Origin of the sequence: Marinomonas rhodophyticola (assembly GCF_026113935.1) — a bacterium.
In the GTDB taxonomy this organism is placed as follows: domain Bacteria; phylum Pseudomonadota; class Gammaproteobacteria; order Pseudomonadales; family Marinomonadaceae; genus Marinomonas; species Marinomonas rhodophyticola.
This window is the reverse complement of sequence record NZ_JAPEUL010000009.1, coordinates 709,730-732,861: the sequence shown is the minus strand read 5'-3', so window position 1 is coordinate 732,861 and position 23,132 is coordinate 709,730. Positions and strand designations below refer to the sequence as shown.

At 46.6% G+C, this 23,132-nt stretch carries 24 protein-coding genes; 7 read left to right on the top strand and 17 right to left on the bottom strand.

Going from position 1 to position 23,132, the window contains the following annotated elements:
* Nucleotides 1–23 precede the first annotated feature (23 nt).
* Nucleotides 24–914 carry a LysR substrate-binding domain-containing protein gene (locus ONZ52_RS18130; RefSeq protein ID WP_265220084.1) on the top strand — a complete coding sequence of 297 codons (891 nt, stop codon included), beginning with the start codon at nt 24–26 and terminating at the stop codon, nt 912–914.
* 122 nt (nt 915–1,036) lie between these two features.
* Here the strand turns inward: ONZ52_RS18130 and ONZ52_RS18125 are convergent, their stop codons facing one another.
* Nucleotides 1,037–2,107 (bottom strand): TRAP transporter substrate-binding protein, encoded by a 1,071-nt coding sequence (locus ONZ52_RS18125; RefSeq protein WP_265220083.1) that lies wholly within the window; start codon nt 2,105–2,107, stop codon nt 1,037–1,039.
* A gap of 240 nt (nt 2,108–2,347) precedes the next feature.
* Here ONZ52_RS18125 and ONZ52_RS18120 point away from each other — a divergent pair, with 240 nt between their 5' ends.
* The gene (locus ONZ52_RS18120; RefSeq protein WP_265220082.1) at nt 2,348–2,986 is read left to right on the top strand and encodes a GntR family transcriptional regulator; all 639 of its coding nucleotides are present in this window, start codon (nt 2,348–2,350) and stop codon (nt 2,984–2,986) included.
* Between the two features lie 168 nt (nt 2,987–3,154).
* On the opposite strand, the gene ONZ52_RS18115 is transcribed toward ONZ52_RS18120, so the two are convergent.
* Genes ONZ52_RS18115 through ONZ52_RS18090 form a run of 6 tightly spaced genes read right to left on the bottom strand, consistent with a single transcriptional unit; the run spans nt 3,155 to nt 8,307 of the window.
* Nucleotides 3,155–3,907: a TSUP family transporter gene (locus tag ONZ52_RS18115; protein ID WP_265220081.1), complete on the bottom strand. Its 753-nt coding sequence runs from the start codon at nt 3,905–3,907 to the stop codon at nt 3,155–3,157.
* Nucleotides 3,908–3,967: 60 nt separating this feature from the next.
* The gene (locus ONZ52_RS18110; RefSeq protein ID WP_111608301.1) at nt 3,968–5,254 is read right to left on the bottom strand and encodes a TRAP transporter large permease; all 1,287 of its coding nucleotides are present in this window, start codon (nt 5,252–5,254) and stop codon (nt 3,968–3,970) included.
* Between the two features lie 3 nt (nt 5,255–5,257).
* On the bottom strand, nt 5,258–5,806 hold the full coding sequence (locus tag ONZ52_RS18105) for a TRAP transporter small permease (RefSeq protein ID WP_265220079.1): 549 nt from the start codon (nt 5,804–5,806) through the stop codon (nt 5,258–5,260).
* 10 nt (nt 5,807–5,816) lie between these two features.
* Nucleotides 5,817–6,584 (bottom strand): HpcH/HpaI aldolase family protein, encoded by a 768-nt coding sequence (locus ONZ52_RS18100; RefSeq protein ID WP_265220078.1) that lies wholly within the window; start codon nt 6,582–6,584, stop codon nt 5,817–5,819.
* Nucleotides 6,585–8,066 carry a dihydroxy-acid dehydratase gene (locus tag ONZ52_RS18095; RefSeq protein ID WP_265220322.1) on the bottom strand — a complete coding sequence of 494 codons (1,482 nt, stop codon included), beginning with the start codon at nt 8,064–8,066 and terminating at the stop codon, nt 6,585–6,587.
* On the bottom strand, nt 7,972–8,307 hold the full coding sequence (locus ONZ52_RS18090; RefSeq protein ID WP_265220330.1) for a hypothetical protein: 336 nt from the start codon (nt 8,305–8,307) through the stop codon (nt 7,972–7,974). Before ONZ52_RS18090 ends, ONZ52_RS18095 begins: the two co-directional genes overlap by 95 nt.
* 261 nt (nt 8,308–8,568) lie before the next feature.
* On the opposite strand from ONZ52_RS18090, the gene ONZ52_RS18085 reads away from it, so the two are divergent.
* The 3 genes from ONZ52_RS18085 to ONZ52_RS18075 all read left to right on the top strand — a co-directional run bounded on the left by ONZ52_RS18085 (nt 8,569) and on the right by ONZ52_RS18075 (nt 11,763).
* Entirely contained in the window at nt 8,569–10,029 is a 1,461-nt protein-coding gene (locus ONZ52_RS18085) for an NAD-dependent succinate-semialdehyde dehydrogenase (protein ID WP_265220077.1), read from the top strand.
* An 87-nt stretch (nt 10,030–10,116) separates the two neighbouring features.
* Entirely contained in the window at nt 10,117–10,881 is a 765-nt protein-coding gene (locus tag ONZ52_RS18080) for an SDR family NAD(P)-dependent oxidoreductase (protein WP_265220076.1), read from the top strand.
* A 213-nt stretch (nt 10,882–11,094) separates the two neighbouring features.
* A complete protein-coding gene (locus ONZ52_RS18075) occupies nt 11,095–11,763 on the top strand; it encodes a DsbA family oxidoreductase (RefSeq protein WP_265220075.1) in 669 nt (222 codons plus the stop codon).
* 69 nt (nt 11,764–11,832) lie between these two features.
* Here the strand turns inward: ONZ52_RS18075 and ONZ52_RS18070 are convergent, their stop codons facing one another.
* From ONZ52_RS18070 to ligA, 8 genes are all read right to left on the bottom strand, one after another.
* On the bottom strand, nt 11,833–12,420 hold the full coding sequence (locus ONZ52_RS18070) for a TRAP transporter large permease subunit (protein WP_265220074.1): 588 nt from the start codon (nt 12,418–12,420) through the stop codon (nt 11,833–11,835).
* Nucleotides 12,398–13,138 (bottom strand): TRAP transporter large permease, encoded by a 741-nt coding sequence (locus tag ONZ52_RS18065; protein ID WP_265220073.1) that lies wholly within the window; start codon nt 13,136–13,138, stop codon nt 12,398–12,400. The genes ONZ52_RS18070 and ONZ52_RS18065 overlap by 23 nt, the downstream gene beginning before the upstream one ends.
* Nucleotides 13,135–13,656: a TRAP transporter small permease gene (locus tag ONZ52_RS18060; protein ID WP_265220072.1), complete on the bottom strand. Its 522-nt coding sequence runs from the start codon at nt 13,654–13,656 to the stop codon at nt 13,135–13,137. Before ONZ52_RS18060 ends, ONZ52_RS18065 begins: the two co-directional genes overlap by 4 nt.
* Before the next feature lie 3 nt (nt 13,657–13,659).
* Nucleotides 13,660–14,640, bottom strand: coding sequence for a TRAP transporter substrate-binding protein (locus ONZ52_RS18055; protein WP_265220071.1), 981 nt, complete (start codon nt 14,638–14,640; stop codon nt 13,660–13,662).
* Between the two features lie 162 nt (nt 14,641–14,802).
* The gene (locus ONZ52_RS18050) at nt 14,803–15,384 is read right to left on the bottom strand and encodes a nuclear transport factor 2 family protein (RefSeq protein ID WP_265220070.1); all 582 of its coding nucleotides are present in this window, start codon (nt 15,382–15,384) and stop codon (nt 14,803–14,805) included.
* Between the two features lie 13 nt (nt 15,385–15,397).
* The gene (locus ONZ52_RS18045; protein WP_265220069.1) at nt 15,398–15,979 is read right to left on the bottom strand and encodes an alpha/beta fold hydrolase; all 582 of its coding nucleotides are present in this window, start codon (nt 15,977–15,979) and stop codon (nt 15,398–15,400) included.
* Between the two features lie 6 nt (nt 15,980–15,985).
* Nucleotides 15,986–16,840 (bottom strand): class III extradiol dioxygenase subunit beta, encoded by an 855-nt coding sequence (locus tag ONZ52_RS18040; protein WP_265220068.1) that lies wholly within the window; start codon nt 16,838–16,840, stop codon nt 15,986–15,988.
* 5 nt (nt 16,841–16,845) lie between these two features.
* The gene (gene ligA / locus ONZ52_RS18035) at nt 16,846–17,277 is read right to left on the bottom strand and encodes a protocatechuate 4,5-dioxygenase subunit alpha (protein ID WP_265220067.1); all 432 of its coding nucleotides are present in this window, start codon (nt 17,275–17,277) and stop codon (nt 16,846–16,848) included.
* Nucleotides 17,278–17,627: 350 nt separating this feature from the next.
* Between ligA and ONZ52_RS18030 the strand changes: the two genes are divergently transcribed.
* Nucleotides 17,628–18,701, top strand: a complete 1,074-nt coding sequence (locus ONZ52_RS18030) for a LysR family transcriptional regulator (protein WP_265220066.1) — start codon at nt 17,628–17,630, stop codon at nt 18,699–18,701.
* 28 nt (nt 18,702–18,729) lie between these two features.
* On the opposite strand, the gene ONZ52_RS18025 is transcribed toward ONZ52_RS18030, so the two are convergent.
* Nucleotides 18,730–20,190: a benzaldehyde dehydrogenase gene (locus tag ONZ52_RS18025; protein ID WP_265220065.1), complete on the bottom strand. Its 1,461-nt coding sequence runs from the start codon at nt 20,188–20,190 to the stop codon at nt 18,730–18,732.
* Between the two features lie 309 nt (nt 20,191–20,499).
* Between ONZ52_RS18025 and ONZ52_RS18020 the strand changes: the two genes are divergently transcribed.
* Entirely contained in the window at nt 20,500–22,272 is a 1,773-nt protein-coding gene (locus ONZ52_RS18020; protein WP_265220064.1) for a sigma-54-dependent Fis family transcriptional regulator, read from the top strand.
* A gap of 88 nt (nt 22,273–22,360) precedes the next feature.
* On the opposite strand, the gene ONZ52_RS18015 is transcribed toward ONZ52_RS18020, so the two are convergent.
* The gene (locus ONZ52_RS18015; RefSeq protein WP_265220063.1) at nt 22,361–23,128 is read right to left on the bottom strand and encodes a coniferyl-alcohol dehydrogenase; all 768 of its coding nucleotides are present in this window, start codon (nt 23,126–23,128) and stop codon (nt 22,361–22,363) included.
* Between the last annotated feature and the right edge of the window lie 4 nt (nt 23,129–23,132).

Below are 23,132 nucleotides of genomic sequence, written 5' to 3'. Positions count from 1 at the left end.
ATGCTTAATATGAAAAAGATATCATGCGCTTTAGAAAACTGAATTATTTTATTACCGTGGCGGAAGAGCTGCATTTTGGACGCGCTGCGGCTCGATTGCATATTGCCCAGCCACCGCTGTCGCAACAAATCAAAGCCATTGAAGATGAACTCGGCGCCGTACTGTTTGAGCGCAGCAGCCAAAAAGTCTCTCTGACGCCTGCAGGAGAAGCTTTGCTACCTCAAGCAAGAGCACTGTTGCAGAACTGGGAAAAGATACAAGAACAAGTTCGCAGTGTTGCCAACGGCACAGCTGGTAACCTATCGCTTGGGTTTGTTTGGGCGGCTGGCACACCGCATTTTTCCAAAGGCATTGCTCAGTTCAAACAAGACAATCATGGCGTCACTTTGAATCTAGAAGAAATGACCACGACCCATGCCTTGGATGCGCTAAGAACAGAAAAAATCGATTTGGCGATGATCTTCCTCAACCCCTTGATGGACATCACCGACCTAGAACACCAAGACTATGAAACACAAAAACACCTTCTCGCTTTGCCTGATAACCACCCTCTCGCGCAAAAAGACAGTGTGCCACTGAGTGACTTACACCAGTTGCCGTTTATCTCCTTTGTTCGACAAGCTCACCCATCGTTATACGATCAAATTATGCACTCTCTTCATGCAGCCGGAGTAGAACCCAACATTGTACAAATTGCTCGACTGACCCAAACCACTCGTACGCTAGTCGCCGCTGGTGTCGGTGTGGCACTTGTGCCTGAATCCACCCAATTCGATCAACGAGAAGGCTTAACCTACCGCCCGATTGATGGCGTTTTACCAGAACTCGATATCCACTTTGTATGGCGTAAAAACAGCCTAACGCCCTTGATGGAAAGATTAATCACTCATCTTCAAGCGCAAGTGCCGAGCTAATCTAGCCCAACACATTTCTGAAAAAAAACACTCAGACCCAAATCCACGCAAAAAAAGACAAAAAAAAGCCAGTGCAAGCACTGGCCCAACGGAAAATCACCGTTCAGAAAGATTTATTAAGATTAGTTCTGCGCCATGTAAGCTTCATCAATAGATGCTTCACATGATTTAACCGCATTCTCTGTGGTTTCTACCCACTTAGCGCCATATTCGTTAACGAACCAAGCACGAACTGGTTTCGCTGCTTCTTGGAACTGAGCTTTTTCTTCAGCCGTTGGCGCATAAACGGTACCGCCAGACGCTTTAAACTCGTTATACGCTTCTATTTGACGACGTTTTGGCATGACGGTTGTCACTTCACGCAAAGCATCAAAGCCGTCCATCATGATGTGCTGAAGATCTTCAGGCATATCTTTCAAAGAATCATTATTCATCCACCACATAGACGCCATATAACCATGGCCATCTAGCGTCATGTATTTAATATGTTCGTTAAATTTCATGCCCATGATGTCGGTAATGCCGTTTTTCGTACCTTCCACCAAGCCAGTTGCCAATGAGGTATACACTTCTGGCCAAGGCACAGCCGTTGGGCTGCCACCCATTGCTTTCACAAGCTGCATTTGGATTGGTGAGTTGATCGTACGGATCTTCAAACCTTTCACGTCAGCTGGTGTTTTAATCTGTTTATTGGTTGTCGCAAAGTTACGCCAACCGCCCGTATTACCAATCGTCATTAAACGCATGGTACCAGTGCGATCCAATAGTTCTTTACGAATTGGCCCAACTAGCATTTCATTGTTTAAGGCACATTCCGCAACACGATCTGTTGGGAATATGTAAGGAATATCAAGCGCTTGAATCTCTGGAAAGACATTAGACAAACCACCAGTCGTGGTATTAAATACTTGGATTAAGTTCGCTTGTAGCGCTTCAATACATTCTGTTGGGTTACCACATAACTGACCGCCAGAATAGATATTCACCTGAATACGACCGTTAGATTGCGCCTCAACGTAATCTTTCAATACCACCGCACCGTCATAATCTTCATCACTGGTATTTGAAAGGTGCACAATATTGAATTCATAATCCGCCGCAAGCGCAGGTATAGCAGCAAGAGACAAACTCGCCGCCATAAGCGTTGGAACAAAAGCAGCTGTGGTCTTTTTGAGTAAATCGGTGTTTTTCATTTCGAAGGCTCCGTATTTTTTATTCTTGGATCACGTATTTTTATTCTTAAGTCACGTAAGTGGTAAACAAGCCAACAGAACATTTATTAACGAATTGTCATACGATTATTGATAGTAAATGAACGCTTATCTTGTTATAACTTGTTTTATATCTTATATAAGACATGAATTACAAGAAAATAACCGTTTTTTTACCTCGTCTGGTATTCTAAATTGATTCGAAATACGGCAGGACCAAACATGACAGACAAAGCACCGCAGCCATCACCTATCTTCAAACCTCTGTACAAACAAGTCCAAGAGCTGATCACAGAGAGGATTATTGAAGGCGTTTGGAAACCTGGTGAAATTTTACCCAGTGAGTTTCAACTGGCGGACCTACTGGGTGTCAGTCAAGGAACGGTTCGAAAGGCACTCAATGCACTCACCGAAGACAACGTATTATTTCGTCGCCAAGGCGTTGGTACCTTTGTGTCGGAACACACCTTACAAAAAATGATGTTCCACTTTTTTCATTTTAAAAGTGATAGTGGCGATATTCCCGAATTACCGTACGCACAGTTGCTCGAAACACGCTTGATCACACCGGACGACAGTCTACGAAGCGTTTTTAATATCGCAGCAGACGAAAAAGTCATCGAAATTCATCGTGTTCGATCCATTAAAAATACGGCCTCCATTCGTGAACTGATCTATCTGCCACATCGTTACTTTATGGATTTAGACAAAGAAGAAAAACTGCCGCATTCCCTGTATCACTACTATCAACAGCACTTTAATATTACTGTCCACAAAGCCACAGACAGACTTAAAGCGGTGTTGGCCGATGAGCAAGACCAAAGCATCCTAAACGTGGCTGCAGGAGAAGCCCCTTGTTAGAAGTGACACGAACGGCTCGTGCATTAGACGGACGTACTGTCGAATACCGAATCAGCCGAGCCAATAGCCAAGATCTGCATTATCTTGTTGAACTGAATTAATACACAGCTTCTGAAAACACTATAAAGAGCGCGCTGAGCCGAAAGCCAGCGCTCTTTTTTAAGCTTACTAAAGTCCTTGCCACATCAAGCTAACACCAGACAGCAGCAACAAGCTAAACGCCACAAAACGCATCGCTCGACCGGAAATAGGTAATGGAAACGTCCTAGCGACCAACGTCGCTATAACGACCACAGGAAAGCCAAGCGCGCACAACAACCAAGTCTCGGTATCAACGCCTTGTGTCATGCTGACAGACCCCACACGTAATGCCGCCGTACAACAAAAGATCCCTAACAAGGTCGCACGTATTCTGGCCTGATCGTCTGGCTGGCGATACATCATAAAGGTAATTGGCGGGCCAAAAGTCGCAAACATGCCGCCCATCACACCACCTATCACGCCACTGACAGCAAAAGCCCCTGCAGAAGACGCTTTTCTCACTTTATGAGCTTGAAGCATCATCACCAAACTGCTAACGACAATGCACAAACCTAAGCTAAATTTCAGCCATCCCAGTGCATTTTCACCAAGATAGTCAAGCAACCATACGCCAAGAAAAATAGCTGGCAGACAAGGCAAAATAAAACCCCAAAAAGCACGGCGATTTATCTTTTTCCACCCCCCGCCATAAAGCCCAATGCCAGCATTAATAAGGCTTAACACACTCACTGCAAACGCCGTCACTTCAATGGGTGCTAAACCCAAGGCAGACACACTACTAACAACAATCAGCCCAAAGGCAAAACCAGTCGTCGCTTGAATGTAACTGCCGAGCGCAAAAAACAGTAATAGAAGCAGGCTCGAACTATCCATAAGCATAAAAGCCTCCCTCATTTGTTACCTTCTTAAATACTCCGAGAACTAATTGCTTACGTCCCATTAGGAGGCAAAGCCAAGCAAACGAGGCAAGGTCATGGTCAATGCTGGGATATACGTAATCAGCAGAATAACCAGAATATGCACGGCCAAATACGGCAGCATTTCACGGCTGATCGTCTCAACTCGCTCACCACTCACACTGGACGCGACAAACAGCACCAAGCCCATTGGTGGCGTCGTCAAACCTATGGTTAAGTTCACACACATCACGATGGCAAAGTGCAATGGATCAATACCAAATTGTGTCACGATAGGACCAAGAATCGGCCCCAATATAAGAATCGCTGGGCCTGCATCTAAAAACATGCCAACAAATAACAACAAAATGTTAATAATCAATAGAAGCAACAACGGATTTTCCGTTAATGTCACCATGATACTGGCTATTTTCTGTGGCGCACCGGACAAACTAATTACCGCCGAAAATGCCACAGCACTGCCGACTAGGAACAAGATCACCGCAGACGATTTCGCTGTTGCATAGAATAAACTCGGCAAACTGCTCATTGTCATGGTTCGTGACAAAAGGCTGACTAACAAAGCATACGCCGCCGCAACTGCAGCGGCTTCGGTTGGTGTAAACACCCCAGACAAAATCCCACCGAGCAAGATAACAGGTGTCAGCAGAGGCCAAAAAGCCTGCTTAACCGCCGTACCACGCTCTTTCCATGTGGCTTTTTCAGAGGCCACTTTGTATCCGCGGCGACGAGCCAAAAACCAGGTCATGATCATTAAGCTTACGCCAACCAAAATACCTGGAATAATGCCTGCCGCAAACAAACCACCCACCGATACGTTCATCACAAAGGCGTACAAAATCATGATGCCGCTGGGTGGAATAATCGGACCAATCACCGAAGAGGCCGCCGTTACGGCCGCCGCAAAACGTCGCGAATAACCGTTTTTTTCCATTGCAGGGATTAGCATTTTCCCTAAAGCCGAACAATCCGCCACGGCTGAACCACTAAGACCTGCAAACAACATGGAAGACAAAATATTGATTTGCGCCAGACCACCGCGCAAATGACCGATAAAGGCTTGGCTTACCTGTACCAGCGACAAAGTAATACCACTGCGGTTCATCACCTCACCCGCCAACATGAAAAACGGAATTGCCATTAGAGGAAAGCTATCGATACCGTTATATAAACGCTGCGTGAGCAAGAGATAGAACATCTCTTTGCCTTCCAGAAATAGACTCAGACCCGGCGCAAACAATAAGGCAAACGCGACAGGCATGCCCAAAAACATGACAGAAAGCAAAATCCAGAAAAATGAAATGCCCATGGGTTATGCCTCGCTTTCGCTATCAGACAACACAAACTTGTCGCCATTAGATTCATTAAAAAGACGCGTAATACCAATCAAGAAAAGCTCGGTATACACCAACATCATGACGCCAAAACCAACCGGCATCGCCATATAAGACCAAGCTTTGGTAATCGGCAGCGCCGTGGCTAACATACGCGTTCCCTTTAGGGCGAAATCTAAGCTTTTATTAAAGGCGTAATACAAAACGATTCCGACCAACACATACAACACCAGCTCAAGTAACAAGCTCAATCGTTTGGGCAAAGACCCCAAAATAATATCGAGGGCCGCATGTTGTTTCGTACGGGACACCACAGGCAACATCAGAAACGTCATCCACACCATCAAATAGCGGGCAAGCTCTTCCGACCAAGGCAAAGAATCATTCAGCACATAACGACAAAAAACCTGTACTAAAATGGTCGTTGTCATAATGGCCACGGCACCGATCGCCAAATACTTAAATACAAATATCAAGGCCGAATTCAGCCGCCCTAATAGCGTTATTATTCTTATTAATAAAAGCATAGAGACACCTTTATGAGTTTTTCATTTGCGCTAAATGCGCCTTACACTGTCCCAACATATTGGCGAGATCATTGGCAATCGACACAAAACTAAAGCCAATTTCTAACGCCCACTTTGCATCGTCAGGGGTTGGCATCACGGTTCCTACGGGAATTCCAGCTTGGTTACAGGCGGTCACACAGGCCACGATTTTGGCACGCACATCAGGATGATTAACTTGTCCTGGCAACCCCATGGTCATCGACAAATCTCCTGGGCCAATAAATACCGCACTGACGCCATCAAGCTGACCTATCTCGACCGCCAACGCTAACGCTTCAACAGTTTCCAATTGGGGAATCAAACACACTTGCTCATTGGCTGCCGCAGGGTAATCTTCACGAGTGGTATAACGCGCCGCACGATGCATTTTGGCAAAGCCACGTTTGCCCAATGGCGGATACATGCTGGCCTGAACAATGGCCTTCGCCTCTTCCACCGATTCCACAAATGGGAAATACAAGGTCATACCGCCTTGATCTAATACCTGTTTAATGGCAATCGGATCATGGCTGGGCATACGAACCACGGCGGCTGTTGGTGTTTGCTCAATCGCACGTAAAATGGGCGTCGTGTCATGTACACTGGCTGGGCTGTGTTCTAAATCCACCACCAAGTAGTCATAATTCAAAAACGCCATCGCTTCTGCCACCGTCGGACTACCAGACAGCGTCCAACCACCAATCAACTTCTGACCGTCCAGTAAACGCTGTTTAAATGGGTTAATCGTCTTGCTCATTTAGAATATCTCCGGTTCATCGATGACAGCGTCACCTTGTAAAAAGTCAAAATCGCACCCTTCATTGGCTTGGGTGACATGAGTTGAAAACATAGCGCCATAACCACGGGCAAACTTTGGCGGTGGCGGTGCCCAAGCCGCTTTTCTTGCGGCCATTTCTTCATCACTAATCTCTAAATTCAGCGTGCGTTTTTCTACATCCAACACGATCCAATCGCCGGTTTGAACAAAGGCCAACGGCCCGCCAACATAAGATTCAGGCGCGACGTGTAAAATACAGGTGCCATAGTGGGTGCCGCTCATGCGGGCATCCGAAATGCGCACCATGTCACGCACACCTTTTTGCAAAAGCTTTTTCGGAATCGGTAAACCGCCCCACTCAGGCATGCCCGGACCACCAATTGGCCCCGCATTTTTCAGCACTAAAACGGTGTTTTCATCCACATCCAGATCCGGATCGTCGATCTGTGCGTTCATTTGCGCGTGGTTTTCAAACACCAAAGCTTTGCCACGATGATTCAATAAATGCGGAGACGCCGCAGACGGTTTACACACCGCGCCATCTGGACAGAGGTTTCCAGTGATCACGCCAATCGTGCCGCGGTCATTAACCGGGTTATCTAGAGAACGAATCACGTCTTCGTTGTAAATTTCCACGCCTTCCAAGTTCTCACCCAAGGTACGACCATTCACATTGCCTTGATCCAGGTGCAGAAAATCTTTTAAACGCGTTAATAACGCCGGCAATCCACCCGCGTAAAACAGGTCTTCCATTAGGTATTCGCCAGCAGGCATTAAATTAGCAATAACAGGCACTTTACGCGCCCATTCATCAAACAAGGACATAGGCAAATCAATGCCCGCACGCCCCGCCATGGCGATCAAATGAATAATGCCGTTGGTGGAACCACCCAGCGCAACATAAGTGACAATGGCGTTTTCAAAAGCTTCTTTGGTGGCGAGGGTTTTAGGTGTCAGGTCTTCAAACACCATTTTGGTAATGCGTTCGCCCGCAAGAGAGCAAAGACGTTGGTGAGCCGAATCGGCCGCCGGAATGGTCGCAGAGCCGGGTAAACAAAAGCCCAAGACTTCCGCCATAGAAGTTAACGAAGACGCGGTGCCCATGGTGTTGCACGTTCCCACCGAGCGCGTCATTTTGGCTTCCAATTCAAGCCAATCTTCATCACTCAAATTACCCGCGCGTTTTTCATCCCAATATTTTCGGGTATGAGTGCCCGTACCAATTTTTTCGCCTTTGAAATTACCGTTTAGGCTCGCACCTGCTGGAATATAAATAGCAGGAATATTCATACTGATGGCGCCCATTAATAGGCCCGGTGTGGTTTTGTCACAACCGCCCATTAAAATCGCACCGTCAATAGGATGACTACGAAGCAGTTCTTCGGTTTCCATCGCAAGGAAATTTCGGTACATCATGGTGGTTGGCTTCACCATCACTTCGCCAAGTGACATAGCTGGCATTTCCAATGGATAACCGCCAGCGCGAATGATGCCTTCTTTGACAAACTGGGACTCGTTCTCTAAGATGGGTATGACACGTACTGATATCGCTCCAAGTATTAATAATGCCAATAACGGGGCGATTCATGAAATCGCTGCGCTTATAACCCGTTTGCTGGGTTCGCTGTCTGTGCGCAAACGCGCGCATATTGTCAGGCGCAAACCAACGCTGACTGCGCAGGTCTTCGATACGTTTTGCCATGATGTAGTCCTGTTCTTTTCTCTGTTTATTTTTATCATTTGCCGTATTAACGATTGCAGCTTGTTTACGGCTTCTTAAAACTTGTGATATAACTCTTATATAAGACATAAGAGAATATATAGGACATAAAAAAAGTCAAGAACTATCCCCTTACCCATGAAACATAGTGAGCAAAAACAGCGACAAAAAAATAATCACTTGAAACAGACAAAATCGTAACAACCTAAAAATAAGACGTATTCAATAACGAGAGGTACCGCAATGCTTGAACTAAAGAACAAATCACTCCTGCAAACAAAATGTTTAATCAATGGAGAGTGGGTTGAGTCTTCTGAAGGCAACACATTGGATGTGTTCAACCCAGCAACGGGTGAATTAGTCGCAACCATTGCCAGTGTTGGTCCTGCTGAAACACAACAAGCGATTGCTGCTGCTGAAGTCGCGCAAAAAACTTGGAAAAAGAAAACCGCCAAAGAGCGCGCGACATTATTGCGTCGCTGGCATGACCTATTAATGGCCAACCAAGAAGATCTTGCGACATTGATGACCGCTGAACAAGGCAAACCCTTAGCAGAATCTCGCGGCGAGATTGGCTATGCCGCCTCTTTTATTGAATGGTTCGCCGAGGAAGGCAAACGCATTTATGGCGACATGATTCCAACTTACGCACCAGATCGTCGTATTCTTGTGATGAAAGAACCGGTTGGCGTGTGTGCGGCGATTACGCCGTGGAACTTCCCTGCGGCCATGATCACTCGTAAAGCCGGTCCAGCCCTTGCTGCGGGCTGTACCATGATCATCAAGCCTGCTTCCGAAACACCATTAAGCGCCTTAGCCATGGGGGTTCTTGCCATTGAAGCCGGCATCCCAGCAGGCGTGATTAATATTGTTGTGGGTAAAGCGAGCCAAATCGCCAAAACTCTCACGGACTCTTCCGTTGTTCGTAAGCTCACGTTCACAGGCTCTACGCCTATTGGCAAATTGCTGATGAAAGACTGTGCCGACACCATAAAAAAGGTCTCTCTTGAACTGGGTGGCAACGCGCCTTTTGTTGTGTTTGATGATGCCGACATCGATGAAGCCGTTAAAGGTGCCATGATGTCAAAATACCGCAATGCCGGACAAACTTGTGTTTGTGCCAACCGCATCTATGTTCAAGCTGGCGTATACGATACCTTTGTTGAAAAATTCGCGGAGCAAGTTGCCGCCATGAAAATCGGTCACGGTACTGAAAGCGGTGTCGAACAAGGCCCGCTGATTAACCGCGCCGCCGTCGACAAAGTGGACGAACACGTACAAGACGCCATCAAAAAAGGCGGTAAAGTCGTCACTGGTGGCAAACGCCATGAACTGGGCGACAACTTCTATCATCCAACCGTTATCGCTAACGCTACACAAGACATGCTGTTTGCCAAAGAAGAAACCTTTGGTCCTTTAGCACCTATCTTCAAATTCGAAACAGAGGACGATGTGATCGCGATGGCGAACGACACAGAGTACGGCTTAGCGTCTTACTTTTACTCCCGTGATATCGGTCGTATTTTCCGTGTAGCGGAAGCGTTAGAAACAGGTTTGGTTGGTGTTAACGCAGGTATCATCGCCACAGAAGTCGCGCCATTTGGTGGCTACAAAGAATCAGGTCTGGGTCGTGAAGGTTCTAAATATGGCATTGAAGACTACATCAACACCAAATACGTTTGTGTTGCCGGTTTAGATAAATAGCAGATAAATAACGGATAAATCAAAACTTGTAGGGTGTGTTCATTTAGATATGAGCACACCCATTGTTTGTCGATCGGAGAATAATACATGCCGACATTAACCAACCAATACCCTTCCTTAAAAGACAAAGTCGTGTTTATCACTGGCGGTGGCTCAGGGATTGGCGAATACCTTGTTCATCACTTTATAAAGCAAGGCGCACGAGTTGCTTACATCGATATCGATGAGGCCAGCTCCGCTGCCTTAAATCAGAAACTCAGCGACGAATTCAACGTTACCCCTTGGTTTAGACAAGTCGACGTCCGTGACATTGCCTCCTTACAATCTGCAATAGACGACGCTGCTCAAGAACTGGGCCGCTTAGATGTCTTAATCAATAACGCGGGCAAAGACGACCGTCATAAAATCGAAGACGTCACACCGGAATACTGGGATAACTGCCTAAACATCAACATGCGCCCGCATTTCTTTGGCATGCAAGCGGCCGCTAAATGGATGAAAGAAGGCGCCAGTATTATCAATATGGGATCGATCAGTTGGATGCGTGGCCGTGCTGGTATGGTGGGTTACACCACATCAAAAGGGGCGATTCACACCATGACGCGAACCATGGCACGAGAGCTTGGCCCACGCGGTATTCGTGTTAATTCGATTGTCCCAGGAGCGGTGGTGACAGAACGTCAAAAAGCACTTTGGTTAACCCCTGAATTGGATCAGGAGTTTATCGATGTGCAGTCGCTTAAATTCCGCATTCAACCGGACGATATTGTCGCCATGGCGTTATTCCTTGCTTCTCAGGACAGCCGTGCTTGTGCGGGACAAAACTTTATCGTTGATGCTGGGATTGTCTAGCAAACAGGTGATTCTCCCGATCCCCAAAGCAGCGGCACGTAAATCATTATGAGCCGCTTTTCTTTTGTATTGTTTGACACCCTGTCTAGATACCTTATAAATCGCTTAGATTCTGTAAACAAAAAGCATCTGCCTTGTTTTCTCTCGTCAAACGCTTTTAATTTCCGACTCTGCCCATAAGAATAGTCATTATTAAACATCGAGGACATAGCCATGAAAGAACCATTGGATATTCAATTTGTCTCTGACGTCATGTGCCCTTGGTGCGTGGTTGGTCTAGGCAATCTCAATAAAGCACTTGAGCAGCTGAATGACACAGTCGATGCGACCGTAACTTTTCAGCCGTTTGAACTGAACCCCAAGATGCCTCTTGAAGGTCAAAATTTAGACGAACATATCACCGAAAAATATGGCATCAACAAAGCTCAATCTGAACAAAACCGCGCCATGATTCAAGCGCGCGGCAAAGAGATCGACTTTGATTTTAACTTTACAACGGAAAGCCGCATGCGCAATTCATTTGACGCGCATCGTTTGTTGCATTGGGCACAGTTAGAAGGCAAGCAGGCGGAACTCAAAAGCGCGTTATTCAAAGCGCACTTTACCCACAATCAAGACATCAGTGATCACACCATTCTCGCCAACTTAGCGGCCAGTGTGAACCTAGACCCTGCTGCGGCAAAAGGCATTTTAGAGAACAACCACTTTGCTGATGACGTGCGCCAACAAGAAAAGATCTGGCAACAAAACGGCATCACATCGGTACCAACCGTCATCATCAACAATGCCTACGCGATTTCAGGTGGACAACCTGCAGAAGTCTTTAAAAGCGCGATTGAAGAAGTTCTAGAGAAACTAAAAACAGAGCAAGCACCAGCTTAGCATTGGTTGTTTCAGTTCAAATAAAAATGCCCATGTTGTCATAACATGGGCATTTTTTATGCACAATACTCAGCCAAACATGGTATTTGGAAGGAAGAGTACAATCTGTGGAAAAAGAATCAACAAGGCAACCGCCAGTATCATCATTAACCAAAAAGGCAGCACACCACGGAAAATATCACCTAATTCCACATTCGGTGCGACCGATTTAACAATAAACACATTGATGCCCACAGGCGGTGAAATTAGCCCCATTTCGAGCGTCAGAACCGTCAGTACACCAAACCAAATTGGATCAATGCCAAGGGCCATAATAATGGGAAAGAAGATTGGCAAGGTCAGTACCAACATGGCAAAGCCTTCCAAAAAACAGCCTAAAATTAGATAAATCGCCAGAATCAGAATCAGTGTTCCCGTGACACCCAATCCTAACCCAGACAATACCTCTCCGACCGCAGTAGGAATATGACTGAGCGCCATAAATGGGTTGATCAAATGCGCGGCAATCAAGATCAACATGACTGTCGCTGTTGTCACTACCGCATCGCGAGCGGCCCGCCACAGTGCCTGTAGAGATAAAACGCGTGTGAATAAGCCCACCAGTATTACCACGCCAGCACCGACAGCGGACGCTTCAACGGGCGAAAAGAGCCCCACTGTAAATGCCACCGATGGTCAGTAGTATCACTGCAATAATTGGCCCCGCCCCTAATAGCGCCTTGCCTTTATTGCGCCAGCTCGTGGCAGGCCCTGCTGGACCAAATTCGGGACGAAACCAACAAATCACCATGATGACAAAGATAAAGAGAAGCAACATCATGATGCCCGGCAAAACACCCGCCAAAAACAAGCGTCCGATACTCTGCTCAGTGAGAATCGCATAAATAACGAAGCCGGTTGAGGGCGGAATCAAGATGCCCAAAGTACCGCCTGCCGCCACCACGCCAGTAGATAAGCGCGTGTTGTATTTAAAGCGGTCCATCTGCCCTAGCGCTACTTTCCCCATGGTCAAAGCCGATGCCACAGATGAGCCAGACAACGCGGCAAAACCACCACAACCAATCACGGTCGCCGATGCCAATCCGCCACGGAATTGACCAATAATGGCATAAGCCGCATCGTACAGTTTTCGACTCATGCCCGTTTCTGAGGCGACATTCCCCATCAGTATAAACAGCGGAATAACCACCAGCTCAGGCGAAGATGCCAAAGTAAAGGTTTCCGATGCCAACAAGCTCAGTGCAGATCGACTACTGTCCAATATAGTAATGCCGACAAAACCCACCGAAAACATGGCAAACGCCACCGGCACCCGCAGCACCAACAAAGCAAACATAACCAAGATGCCAATAAATCCTATCATTGCCGCGCTCATGCCATGCCTCCTTTATCCGTGTCTACTTTACGAATGTCACGACCTGAGAGGATCAGCTCAATGGCACGTAGTGCCATTCCTGCCGCCGTCAATAAGGCCAAGATAGACAAGCCATTTTGAAACCACGCTTTAGGCAGACGCAAAAGGTTAGTTGATAAATTCAGCATCATTGAGATTTTAGCGCTTTCATTAACGGCGTAAGCAATACCGAAAAAAATAACCGCGCCCAACAGCGCCGAAAAAATATCAATCATACGATTAAGCCATGCGGGATAACTGCGTTCAAAAAGATCAACGGAAATATGCCCCCCTTGGCGATCACACAACGCCATTGCGCCAAAAACAACGATCACCATAGTCATAGTAATCATGTCTTGCGAGCCGTAGATTGGCGCGCCAAAGGCACGACCAATGACATCGGCTAGCAAGATGATGACCTCAACGATCAGCCCTAAAGCCCCCACTGCAGCGGACAGGGCAATGAGCCTGTCCGCCAGTTTACGTGTTGCGTTCAGCATAAATTACTTGCCTTGCATGGCGTCAAGCGTGGCAGCACCACCGACACTTTTCACATAGGACTGAATAACACCAGAAACCGCCTGCGCAAACGCCACTTTTTCGGCATCCGTTAGTTCTGTGATGGTGTTGGCACCATCCGCTCTCGCCGTTTCAAGCGCAGCGTTTGCCGTACTCATCCAAGCGTCTTCGGCACTCTTGGATAATCCGGCTCCACTGGCAGCATCCACTGCGGCTTTTTCTTCCTTAGTTAACCCATCATAAACACTACGGTTTAATACCGTATAAAAAGCCAAACGACCTAATGGTGCTCCTAGCGTTAGCGCATCCGCCACCTCATCAAGCTTAAAATCTGTCAATGTCGACGCGCCCGTGATAACGCCATCAATCAAACCAGTTTGCATGGCGTTATATATTTGGCTTGCTGGCATTTGCACAGGCGTTGCGCCTAATGCCTTTGCCACCTCAGCAGCGGTTGTTCCCGCTACACGAATTTTAAGCCCAGCAAGATCAGCAGGCGTGCGAATTACCTTGTTGCGCATGATGAAAATATTGGGTTCAGAAGTCCACAGTGCCAATGGTTTGGTACCTGGAAACTCTTGGCTTAGGTGTTTATCGTAGGCACGCCATAACGCTTCATATCCGGGCATATCTTCAGGAATTGCCCCAGGCAGCTCAGCGATCATGGTTTTACCAAATTGTGACGAGGTATAACCCGGTAAGCCCCAAGACATATCTGCAGCGCCTTGTAACACACGAACGTATTGTTCCGCAGGGCCGGCTCCGAGTTCCCCGCCATGATAACCACGCACGGTTAAATTGCCATTTGTGGCCGCAGAAAGATCCGTATTTAGTTTCTCAATGACGGACGCATTAATGGTATGAAATGGCGGAGTAAAGCTGGCAAATTTCAACTCCTCTGCAAATACTTGGCTGGATAGCGTGATCGCTGCTGAAGCCGCAATAACCAATTTATTGAATGTCATGTCGTTTCTCCCAATGCTACTTTAGTGCCTCTGAAGGCTTTGTTATTTTTGTAACGGACAGACCGAATCAACGGAGCGCCCTGATTCCATAGAAAATGCTGTATCCACTGTTCTCAAGCATGAGCTTTCCGCCCATTACCTAACCTTTCAATGCCCCCTTATTCAACATGCAGTGCCTTTGTAGTGTAGTTCAATCGAACCTTGTCTTTTGGCAATCAGCCATTCACCTTCAATCATTTTTAGTTCATCGACAAAACGACCAATGAACACATCCGCATTGGCTTGCACCATGCTCTCAATGTGATCCACTTTTTTATTCGCGGCAAACAACACCACTCTCGATGTCACAACAGCGTGTTTTGCATTAATAATTTGAGTTTCTTGATTGGCCAAAACATGGCAGGTTTCTTTGGCCGGACGCGATGTAAAAGACGCTAAAATCGCCTCACGCCCTTCGATTTTGACAGTCGGTGCACTGGGACGAAACAAGACACCATCCTCGGTATAACAATTGGCTAACGCTTGCCAACGCCCTTGATCCAACAGGTTAATCGAATGCGTAACGCGTTTTTGACATTGCCACTCAATCAGCATGTCTTCTATTGTTTGATCGCTTCGGGCTTGGCGGTTTTTTTGTAGCCAATGTTTCAAGGCATTAGCAACTTCTACCGGCTCTTCCACTGGGGCCATGTGCCCAGCACCGTCAATCACCACCAGTTCGCTGCCATGGATCTTTTGTTGCATTTTTTGATGCTGCTCAACAGGGCTTCCACGTGTCTTCTGTACCAGACAAAAGCAAAGTAGGCACAGATATCTGCGCAAGCTGTTCTTCCGCATTCGGTCGATTAAGTAAGGCATGAATCTGCTTTTCGAAATCCTCAAGCGAATAGGATTCCACCATGTGCGTTAACGTCGTCATCAGTTCTGCATTACAACGCCCTTTAGGTGACATCATGGGAACCAACCATTGCTCAGCCAAGGCTGACATCCCCTGGTTTTTTGCCTCTTCAAGCAAGCGCATGCGCCCTGGAATTTCCTTGTCTGACTTTGGGTGCACCCCCGTATTCAATAGGGCTAAGTGCGTGATACGTTGCGGCGCAAGACGATGAATTTCTAATGCCACACGCCCGCCCATAGAGTGGCCAGCCAAGGCGAAATTCCCCTCCACATTGGCCAACACATGCTGCGCCATGGCGGTCAAATCATCAAAGCCTGCGAAGCTTACAACCTTAACGTCGGCCTCTTTTTCTAATTGAGCAGCAATGCTTGCCCACATCCGTTGATCACATAGCAAACCAGCTAAACAAACCAGTTTGGGTCTAGTTACGCGCACATTCATTGTGATTTATTCTCCCTTTTCATTAACATTTTCGTATATCAGATGACCCAACGCCGTGTTGGATACCGGCACATGGTAGTGGCGATGAATTTCTCTCACATCGTGATTTAGGGCACCGCGCATGATCAACCACATTACCATTTCGCTCCCTTCTGTACCGGACTCGCGGATATATTCCACTTGAGAGATCTTAGCTAACGCCTCATAGTGGCTCTGTAAGTCGTCCATAAACGCCAGATCCCATTCCCGATTGATTAGGCCAGCACGTTCGCCCAATAACTGGTGACTCATGCCGCCCGTTCCCCAGACTTGAACATTTAGATCTTCTGGAAATTGTTCAACCGCCGCTCGAATCGCTTTCCCTAAAGCAAGGCAACGCTCTCCCGTTGGTGCGGGATACACGACGGTATTCACCGCCAAAGGAATCACTTGGCAAGGCCATTCCTCTACCTCACCAAACACCATAGACAGTGGCACCGTAAGGCCATGATCCACGTCCATCTCATTCACGATGGTCATGTCAAACCCTTGCTTAATCAGCGACTCAGTAATGTGCCATGCTAATTTAGGAGCACCTTTCACGATGGGCACTGGACGAGCACCGTAACCCTCATCCGCAGGGCGATATTCTTCTCCACAACCAATGGCAAAGGTCGGAATAATTTTCATATCAAACGCTGTTGCATGATCGTTGTACACCAAGATCACCACGTCCGGTTTTTGCTCTTTAATCCAACGTTTGGTGAACTGGAAGCCATCGAATATTGGTGCCCATTTTTCAGCGCTGCTCTCACCTTTATCAATAATGTGTCCAAGCAAGGGAATGTGAGACGTCCCCAATCCTGCAATTATTTTGGCCATTACTGCTACTCCTTGGACGATTTTTTGTCAGATTCTTTTTCGTCAAACTCTTTATTATGAGTAAAGCGATTGCCTTCTGGTGAACGACCGCCATTACGCATCATTTCCATGTAATCTTCAGGAGATAAGTCGGTCATAGTGGAAACGGCGGCAGCGACACTAAGCCCGTCACTTGAACTGAGTTTAACGAGGTAATAGATATTGCCACCAAGAGCGATTAACTGAGTGAAATCCCGCGCGAGCACGGCGTTTTTCTGCGCTTGAGTCATTGGCCATTGATCTAAATAGGCACGCTCATTTTGCTTAAACGCGTCACGGTTGGAGGCTTGCATGAGCGACATACAAAATTGATTAAGGTGAAAACCGACTCTGGCCATATCCCCGTCAAATACGGTTGTACCGGGAATATTGCTGTAAGGTTTATTGTTATTATTCATTCTCATCTCGCCTAAACTGAATGTGTGAAATGAACTGCGTAGACTGTGTTTTATTCAAAGATACACAGAAAAAAACCGACCATCATATGCACAATTAAAAACATAGCTTTAATTTTAGTTATATCTTACGTTATGAGTTTGAAAACATTATCTTGATAAGACGGACAAAACGCTTATATAAAGGCCCCAAATGAACAACCCTATTGCCAGCTTTCCACTGTCGCTCAAACAATGCCGTGTAATCACTGAGATCATGAAAAAAGGCACAGAAAAAGACGCTAGCGTTTCGCTTAACCTGAGCCAGTCCAGCGTGTCTCGAGGCTCTGTCTCAAGCAGAACAAGCCTTACAAATGAGTGTATTCACTCGTGGTTGGAGTGGCGCAGAGCCAACCGCTAAAGGAGAAGTAGTGATCTCATCGTGCAACAATCTCTTACAAGCCATTGCCGATACAGAGCGCCATTTACAAGAAAATACCACAGCATTGCTCAAACTAAGAGCCTACGTGGAATGGCGTCATCTGGTGACGATTGAAACCGTGGTGAGAGTCGGTAGTGCCTCGCTGGCCGCGCAAACCTTGGGCATGACACAACCAGCGGTCAGCAAAACGCTAAAAGAAATCGAAAACATGGTACAACAGCCGCTTTTCTCACGTGCACGCCATGGGCTGATACCGAACACAGCAGCGAAACAACTCGCTTCGTTATGGCTAAGAATCTCTCCTATCGCCCAATCCTTTCAGCAAACATTGCAATCCTTACCCAACGAACTGACAGGAAGGTTGTCTGTCGGCATGCTGTCCTTTTCCTGCCAAGATATCGTTCCCATCGCGTTTGCTGCTATCTTTAAAAAACACTCGGGGATTCGTTTACAAGCCATGCAAGGCCCTTATCACATGCTGGCAAATGCCCTGCGTCAAGGAGAAATAGACTGTTTTCTCGGTCTCATGAGAAAAGGCCCGATTCATCCAGAATTAATCGAACTGCCCTTGTTAGACATTCAATATGCCTTAATCGCACGGGCTGATCACCCCGTACATGACTACGCCAAAACCCTCAATGATTTAACCAACGAACGCTGGATTGTCGCACGCCATGGCACCCCAATTCGGGATTATTTCGAAAGCTTATTTTACAGTATCGATAACAAACCACCGATCCAAGCCCTTGAAATGCTCACCTTTGCCTCATCAGAAGAGCTCGTCATTCACAGCGATGCCATAGCGCTCCTTTTCTACGATGACTGGAACATCAAGCAACTCAATCCACGCTTAAAGCAAATCCCCATTCGCTTACCCAACCCAGAATGCACATTAGGCATCACACTACACAGAGAACGCCAATCAACACTCATTCAAATGTTTATTGAAGAATTACAACTGACTATTAACAACAAGCTAACAAGTAAAAAAAATAGCCCCGCATGATGAATGTGAGGCTTTACTATTTGTTTGATTAAAAAGGATAAGGCGTAGCAGATTGCTTTACTGTCACCCATTGCCAATGGGTGTATAGATCCCAATCTGCGGACCCACACACCGCACTGCCATTGCCCGAAGCGCCACAACCACCAAATGGGTTGATGCATTCGTCGTTCACGGTCTGATCATTGATGTGCAATAAGCCAACATGTAGCTGAGCACCAATGCCTTGTGCGCGAGAAAGATCATTCGAGATCACTGCGCCCGCTAGGCCATATTGGGTGTTATTCGCCATTTCAACGGCTTCGGCATCGCTTTCAAAGGTGACAATATTCACTACTGGACCAAAGATCTCTTCATCAAAAGAACGCATACCGGGTTTGACATTACTCAATACCGTTGGAGCATAGAAAGGACCTTCATACGTCCCACCCGCTTCTAACTTAGCGCCAGCCGCTACAGAGTCTTGAACGATAGAATGCACTTTTTCAAGTTGACGAGAATTAATCAACGGCCCCAAGGCTACTGTCCCAGAGACTGGATCACCTACAGGTAGGTGTAGGGCTTTTTCGACTATTTTTGCCGTCAATGCTTCCGCAATACTTTCTTGAACGAGAATACGGCCTGATGCCATGCAAATTTGACCTTGGTGGAAATACGCGCCCCACGCGATATTACTGGCTGCCACATCTAAATCGGCGTCTTCCAAGACAATCAGCGAACTCTTACCACCTAATTCAAGAGAGACTTTTTTCAAGTTACGTCCGCAAGCCTCGCCCACCTTTCGACCCGCTGCTGTCGAGCCAGTAAAGGCCACCATACCAATTTCTGGCGCATTACAAAGCGCTTCGCCTGCTTCAACGGTACCCGGTAGAACCTGATATAAGCCTTTTGGAAAGCCTGCGGCTTCTAACGCCAGAGCAAGAATAAAACCACCAGTGACTGGCGTTTGTGGATCGGGTTTGGTGACCACCGCATTACCGGTCGCCAACGCGGGGGCAATGGAACGAATAGACAGAATTAATGGAAAGTTAAACGGAGAAATAACACCAATGACGCCGATAGGTTTGCGTGTTGCATAAGACATTCTTTCTGGTACAGAAGGCAAAGTTAAACCATTTGGTTCCAAGGTCATATTGGCTGCCAATTGCAAAATGACAATGGCTTCTTTTATTTCGTGCTGACCTTTGGGGATGATCCCGCCCGTTTCTCGCGCCACATACAGGGCCAACTCATCAAAATTGTCTTGCATGAAAGCCGCGGCTTTGTGGAATAACGCCGCTTTGTCTCTAGGAGGGACATTGAGCCACTCTTTTTGCGCCTTCGTCGCCTGCTGACACGCCAAATGCACGTCGTCTGCCGTAGCAATCCCCACTTCGCTCAATACTTTCCCGGTTGCTGGCTCCATAACGTCTTGCTTGTTTGAAGCAGCAACCCAGTCGCCCGTGAAAAACTTACCCGACCATTTTTTGGATTCAAGTACAGATATCGTCATGTGTATTCTCCTGTTTATTTTTATTAGGTTTCCACATCAATCACTCATCCCACCTGTTCAAGAGAACGACTTAGTAGATAACAAAACCAGAGCAATACCTATGCCGATATATTGTGTCTATTTTTTTATCAAAATAAAAAAACCTCAAACTATTGATATATAAACAATTAATTCTAATAAACCAAAAATATTACAGGACGTTGAAGGATACAACTGAATCAATAGACTTGACGATATCGTTAAATTCAATCAAAACTAAAGGAAAAGCAGTTCACCATTTCATCAATTAGGTGAAAGAGGAAAATAATAATGACAAACTTGCAGCGCATCTCATTGGCAGATATGGCCAAGAGCAACCAAAAAATCCTCCTTAAAGGCAGCTCCCGTGAACTAGACGGTCAGCACGCGCCCACCGTAGAAGAACTCACCGAGTGCCTATTTTTCTCGCCCGGCGATGGCCGTATTTGGTTAGACGATCAACGCATGCTGCTGATCCATAGCTCGTCATTTGGATTGTTACGTCGAGAAATGATTGATTCACTTGGCCTCGATAAATCGCGCGATATTCTTACTCGAACGGGTTATTTATCGGGTCTAAGAGATGCTGAACTGATTCAAAAACGTTGGCCAGATTCTGACCCTGCGTCCATTTTCACTGCTGGTACGCATCTTCATGGGCTAGAAGGCGTCGTCAAAGTGGAAACTATTCACTTTGAATTTGATACCGAAAAAGGCTTGTATGATGGTGAATTTCTTTGGCATCACAGCAGTGAAGATGAAGAGCATATTGCCGCTTATGGCATTGGCAGTTCACCCGCTTGCTGGATGGAATTAGGCTACGCCATCGGCTATGTCTCGGGTTTAGTCGGTTCTTTGGTTATTTTCCGCGAAGTGGAATGCCAGTCCATGGGGCATTCAATCTGCCGAGTCATCGGTAAATCGTCAGAGCTTTGGGATAATATTGAAGACGACATTCGTTTTCTCAATGTCACCACCAACGATGCCAACATCAGCGTCAGACCAGACCCACAGCTCGATAAAATGGAGCCAGCACCGCTAGACGACCAACCAAAAATGATTGGTGTTTCCGCCGCCTTCACAGCCGCAAACCATTCTCTACAGAAAGTCGCACCAACCAGCGCCACCGTGTTATTCACAGGAGAGTCTGGTGTGGGTAAAGAACTTTTTGCCAGTATGCTGCATAAATTCAGTCGCCAATCGGGTCCTTTTGTCGCATTTAACTGTGCCGCCATTCCTGAAAATCTCATGGAATCCGAGTTATTTGGCGTCGAAAAAGGCGCCTTCACTGGAGCCACTATTAGCCGTCCGGGACGTTTTGAACGAGCCAATGGCGGCACGCTTTTTCTTGATGAAATTGGTAACCTGAACTTAGCAGGGCAAAGCAAATTACTGCGCGTTTTGCAAGAAAGAGAAGTAGAGCGAGTCGGAGGCATCACTCCTATCAAAGTCAATGTACGAGTCATCGCTGCAACCAATGTGGACTTGCGCAAAGCCGTTGAAAAGGGCGAATTTCGTGAAGACTTGTTTTTCCGTTTAAACGTATTCCCTATTCATTTACCACCATTAAGAGAGCGAAAAGCCGATATCCCACTGCTCATTAATCACTTCTATCATCACTTTTGCCAATTGCATCAAAAAGCGCCATCTGGCATGACACAAACAGCGCGACGAGCGCTATTAAATTATGGTTTTCCAGGTAACATTCGTGAGCTACAAAACCTAATGGAACGCGGCGTGATCGCATCAGAAGAAGGTGAAGTCCCATTGACCTTCCGCATTTGTTTAGAAATGAAGCCCATTCCTGACGAAATTATTTATTCGGTCAATAACCAAGGAAATTTGAGCCATTCAAAGACACAGACAGAGCCTACAAGCTCGTTGCTAGAACACATTTCTCAATTCGTAGGCGGCAAGGATTCTATCGATATTGAAATGCTAGAACATAATCTTTTGAAAGAAGCCGTAGACAATGCGCAAGGAAACTTATCTGAAGCCGCAAGACGAGTTGGCCTAAGCAGACCACAATTGGCTTATCGCCTAAAGAAGAATAAACAAAACTGAAAAGTGATCATTTAAAAAACACATAAGCCTGCGATATAGCATAATCACAGGCTTATTAGCTTTCGTCGATCTACCATATTCTGACTTTTTAAAGATAGGTAGACGCCAAACCACCATCGACCGGAATATTGACACCGCACACCCAACGGGAAGCATCAGAACAAAGAAAAGCGATGACTTCTGCCACCTCATCGGAATAAGCAGGACGCAGCATACGCTCGGCGTCTTTTTGAACTCTTTCCTCACCCAACATGGACACAAAATCGCCTAAAATGGGCGTAAAAACAGGACCCGGAGCCACGCAATTCATACGCACACCATGATCACGGAACCAGGTAAAAGCTTGCTGAGTAGACCAAACAATCAAGGCTTCTTTGAAATATTGGTAACAGGTTTCTTGAGGGACGGGATTTTTCTTTAACCAAGCCACACCTTCTTCAAAATACGAAGTGTCAGCCAGTGCTTTGTGTTTTTCTAAACGCTGAGGCCATTCAATGCCCAACACAGAAGCCACATTCACGATGCTAGCATTCGTGTTGAATCTCGGTATTAGTGCTTCGGTTAAATGGCGCAATCCTAAATAATTTACCCGCCCGACCAGTTCAACATCCGCCGTGCCAGGCACACCGGCAATGTTACACAAAGCGTCGATTTTTTCAGGTAAGGCAACCAAAGCGGCATCAATCGCCGTTGGATTACCAAGATCAATTTGAACAAAACCATCCAGCGTCATACTGGATTCATGGCGATCAATGCCAATAACCTTAGCTCCATGAAAGCGTGCAAGACGCGCAACGTCTGCACCGATACCAGATGATACGCCGGTAATGACGATCGTTTTATTCGCTAACATCATAGTG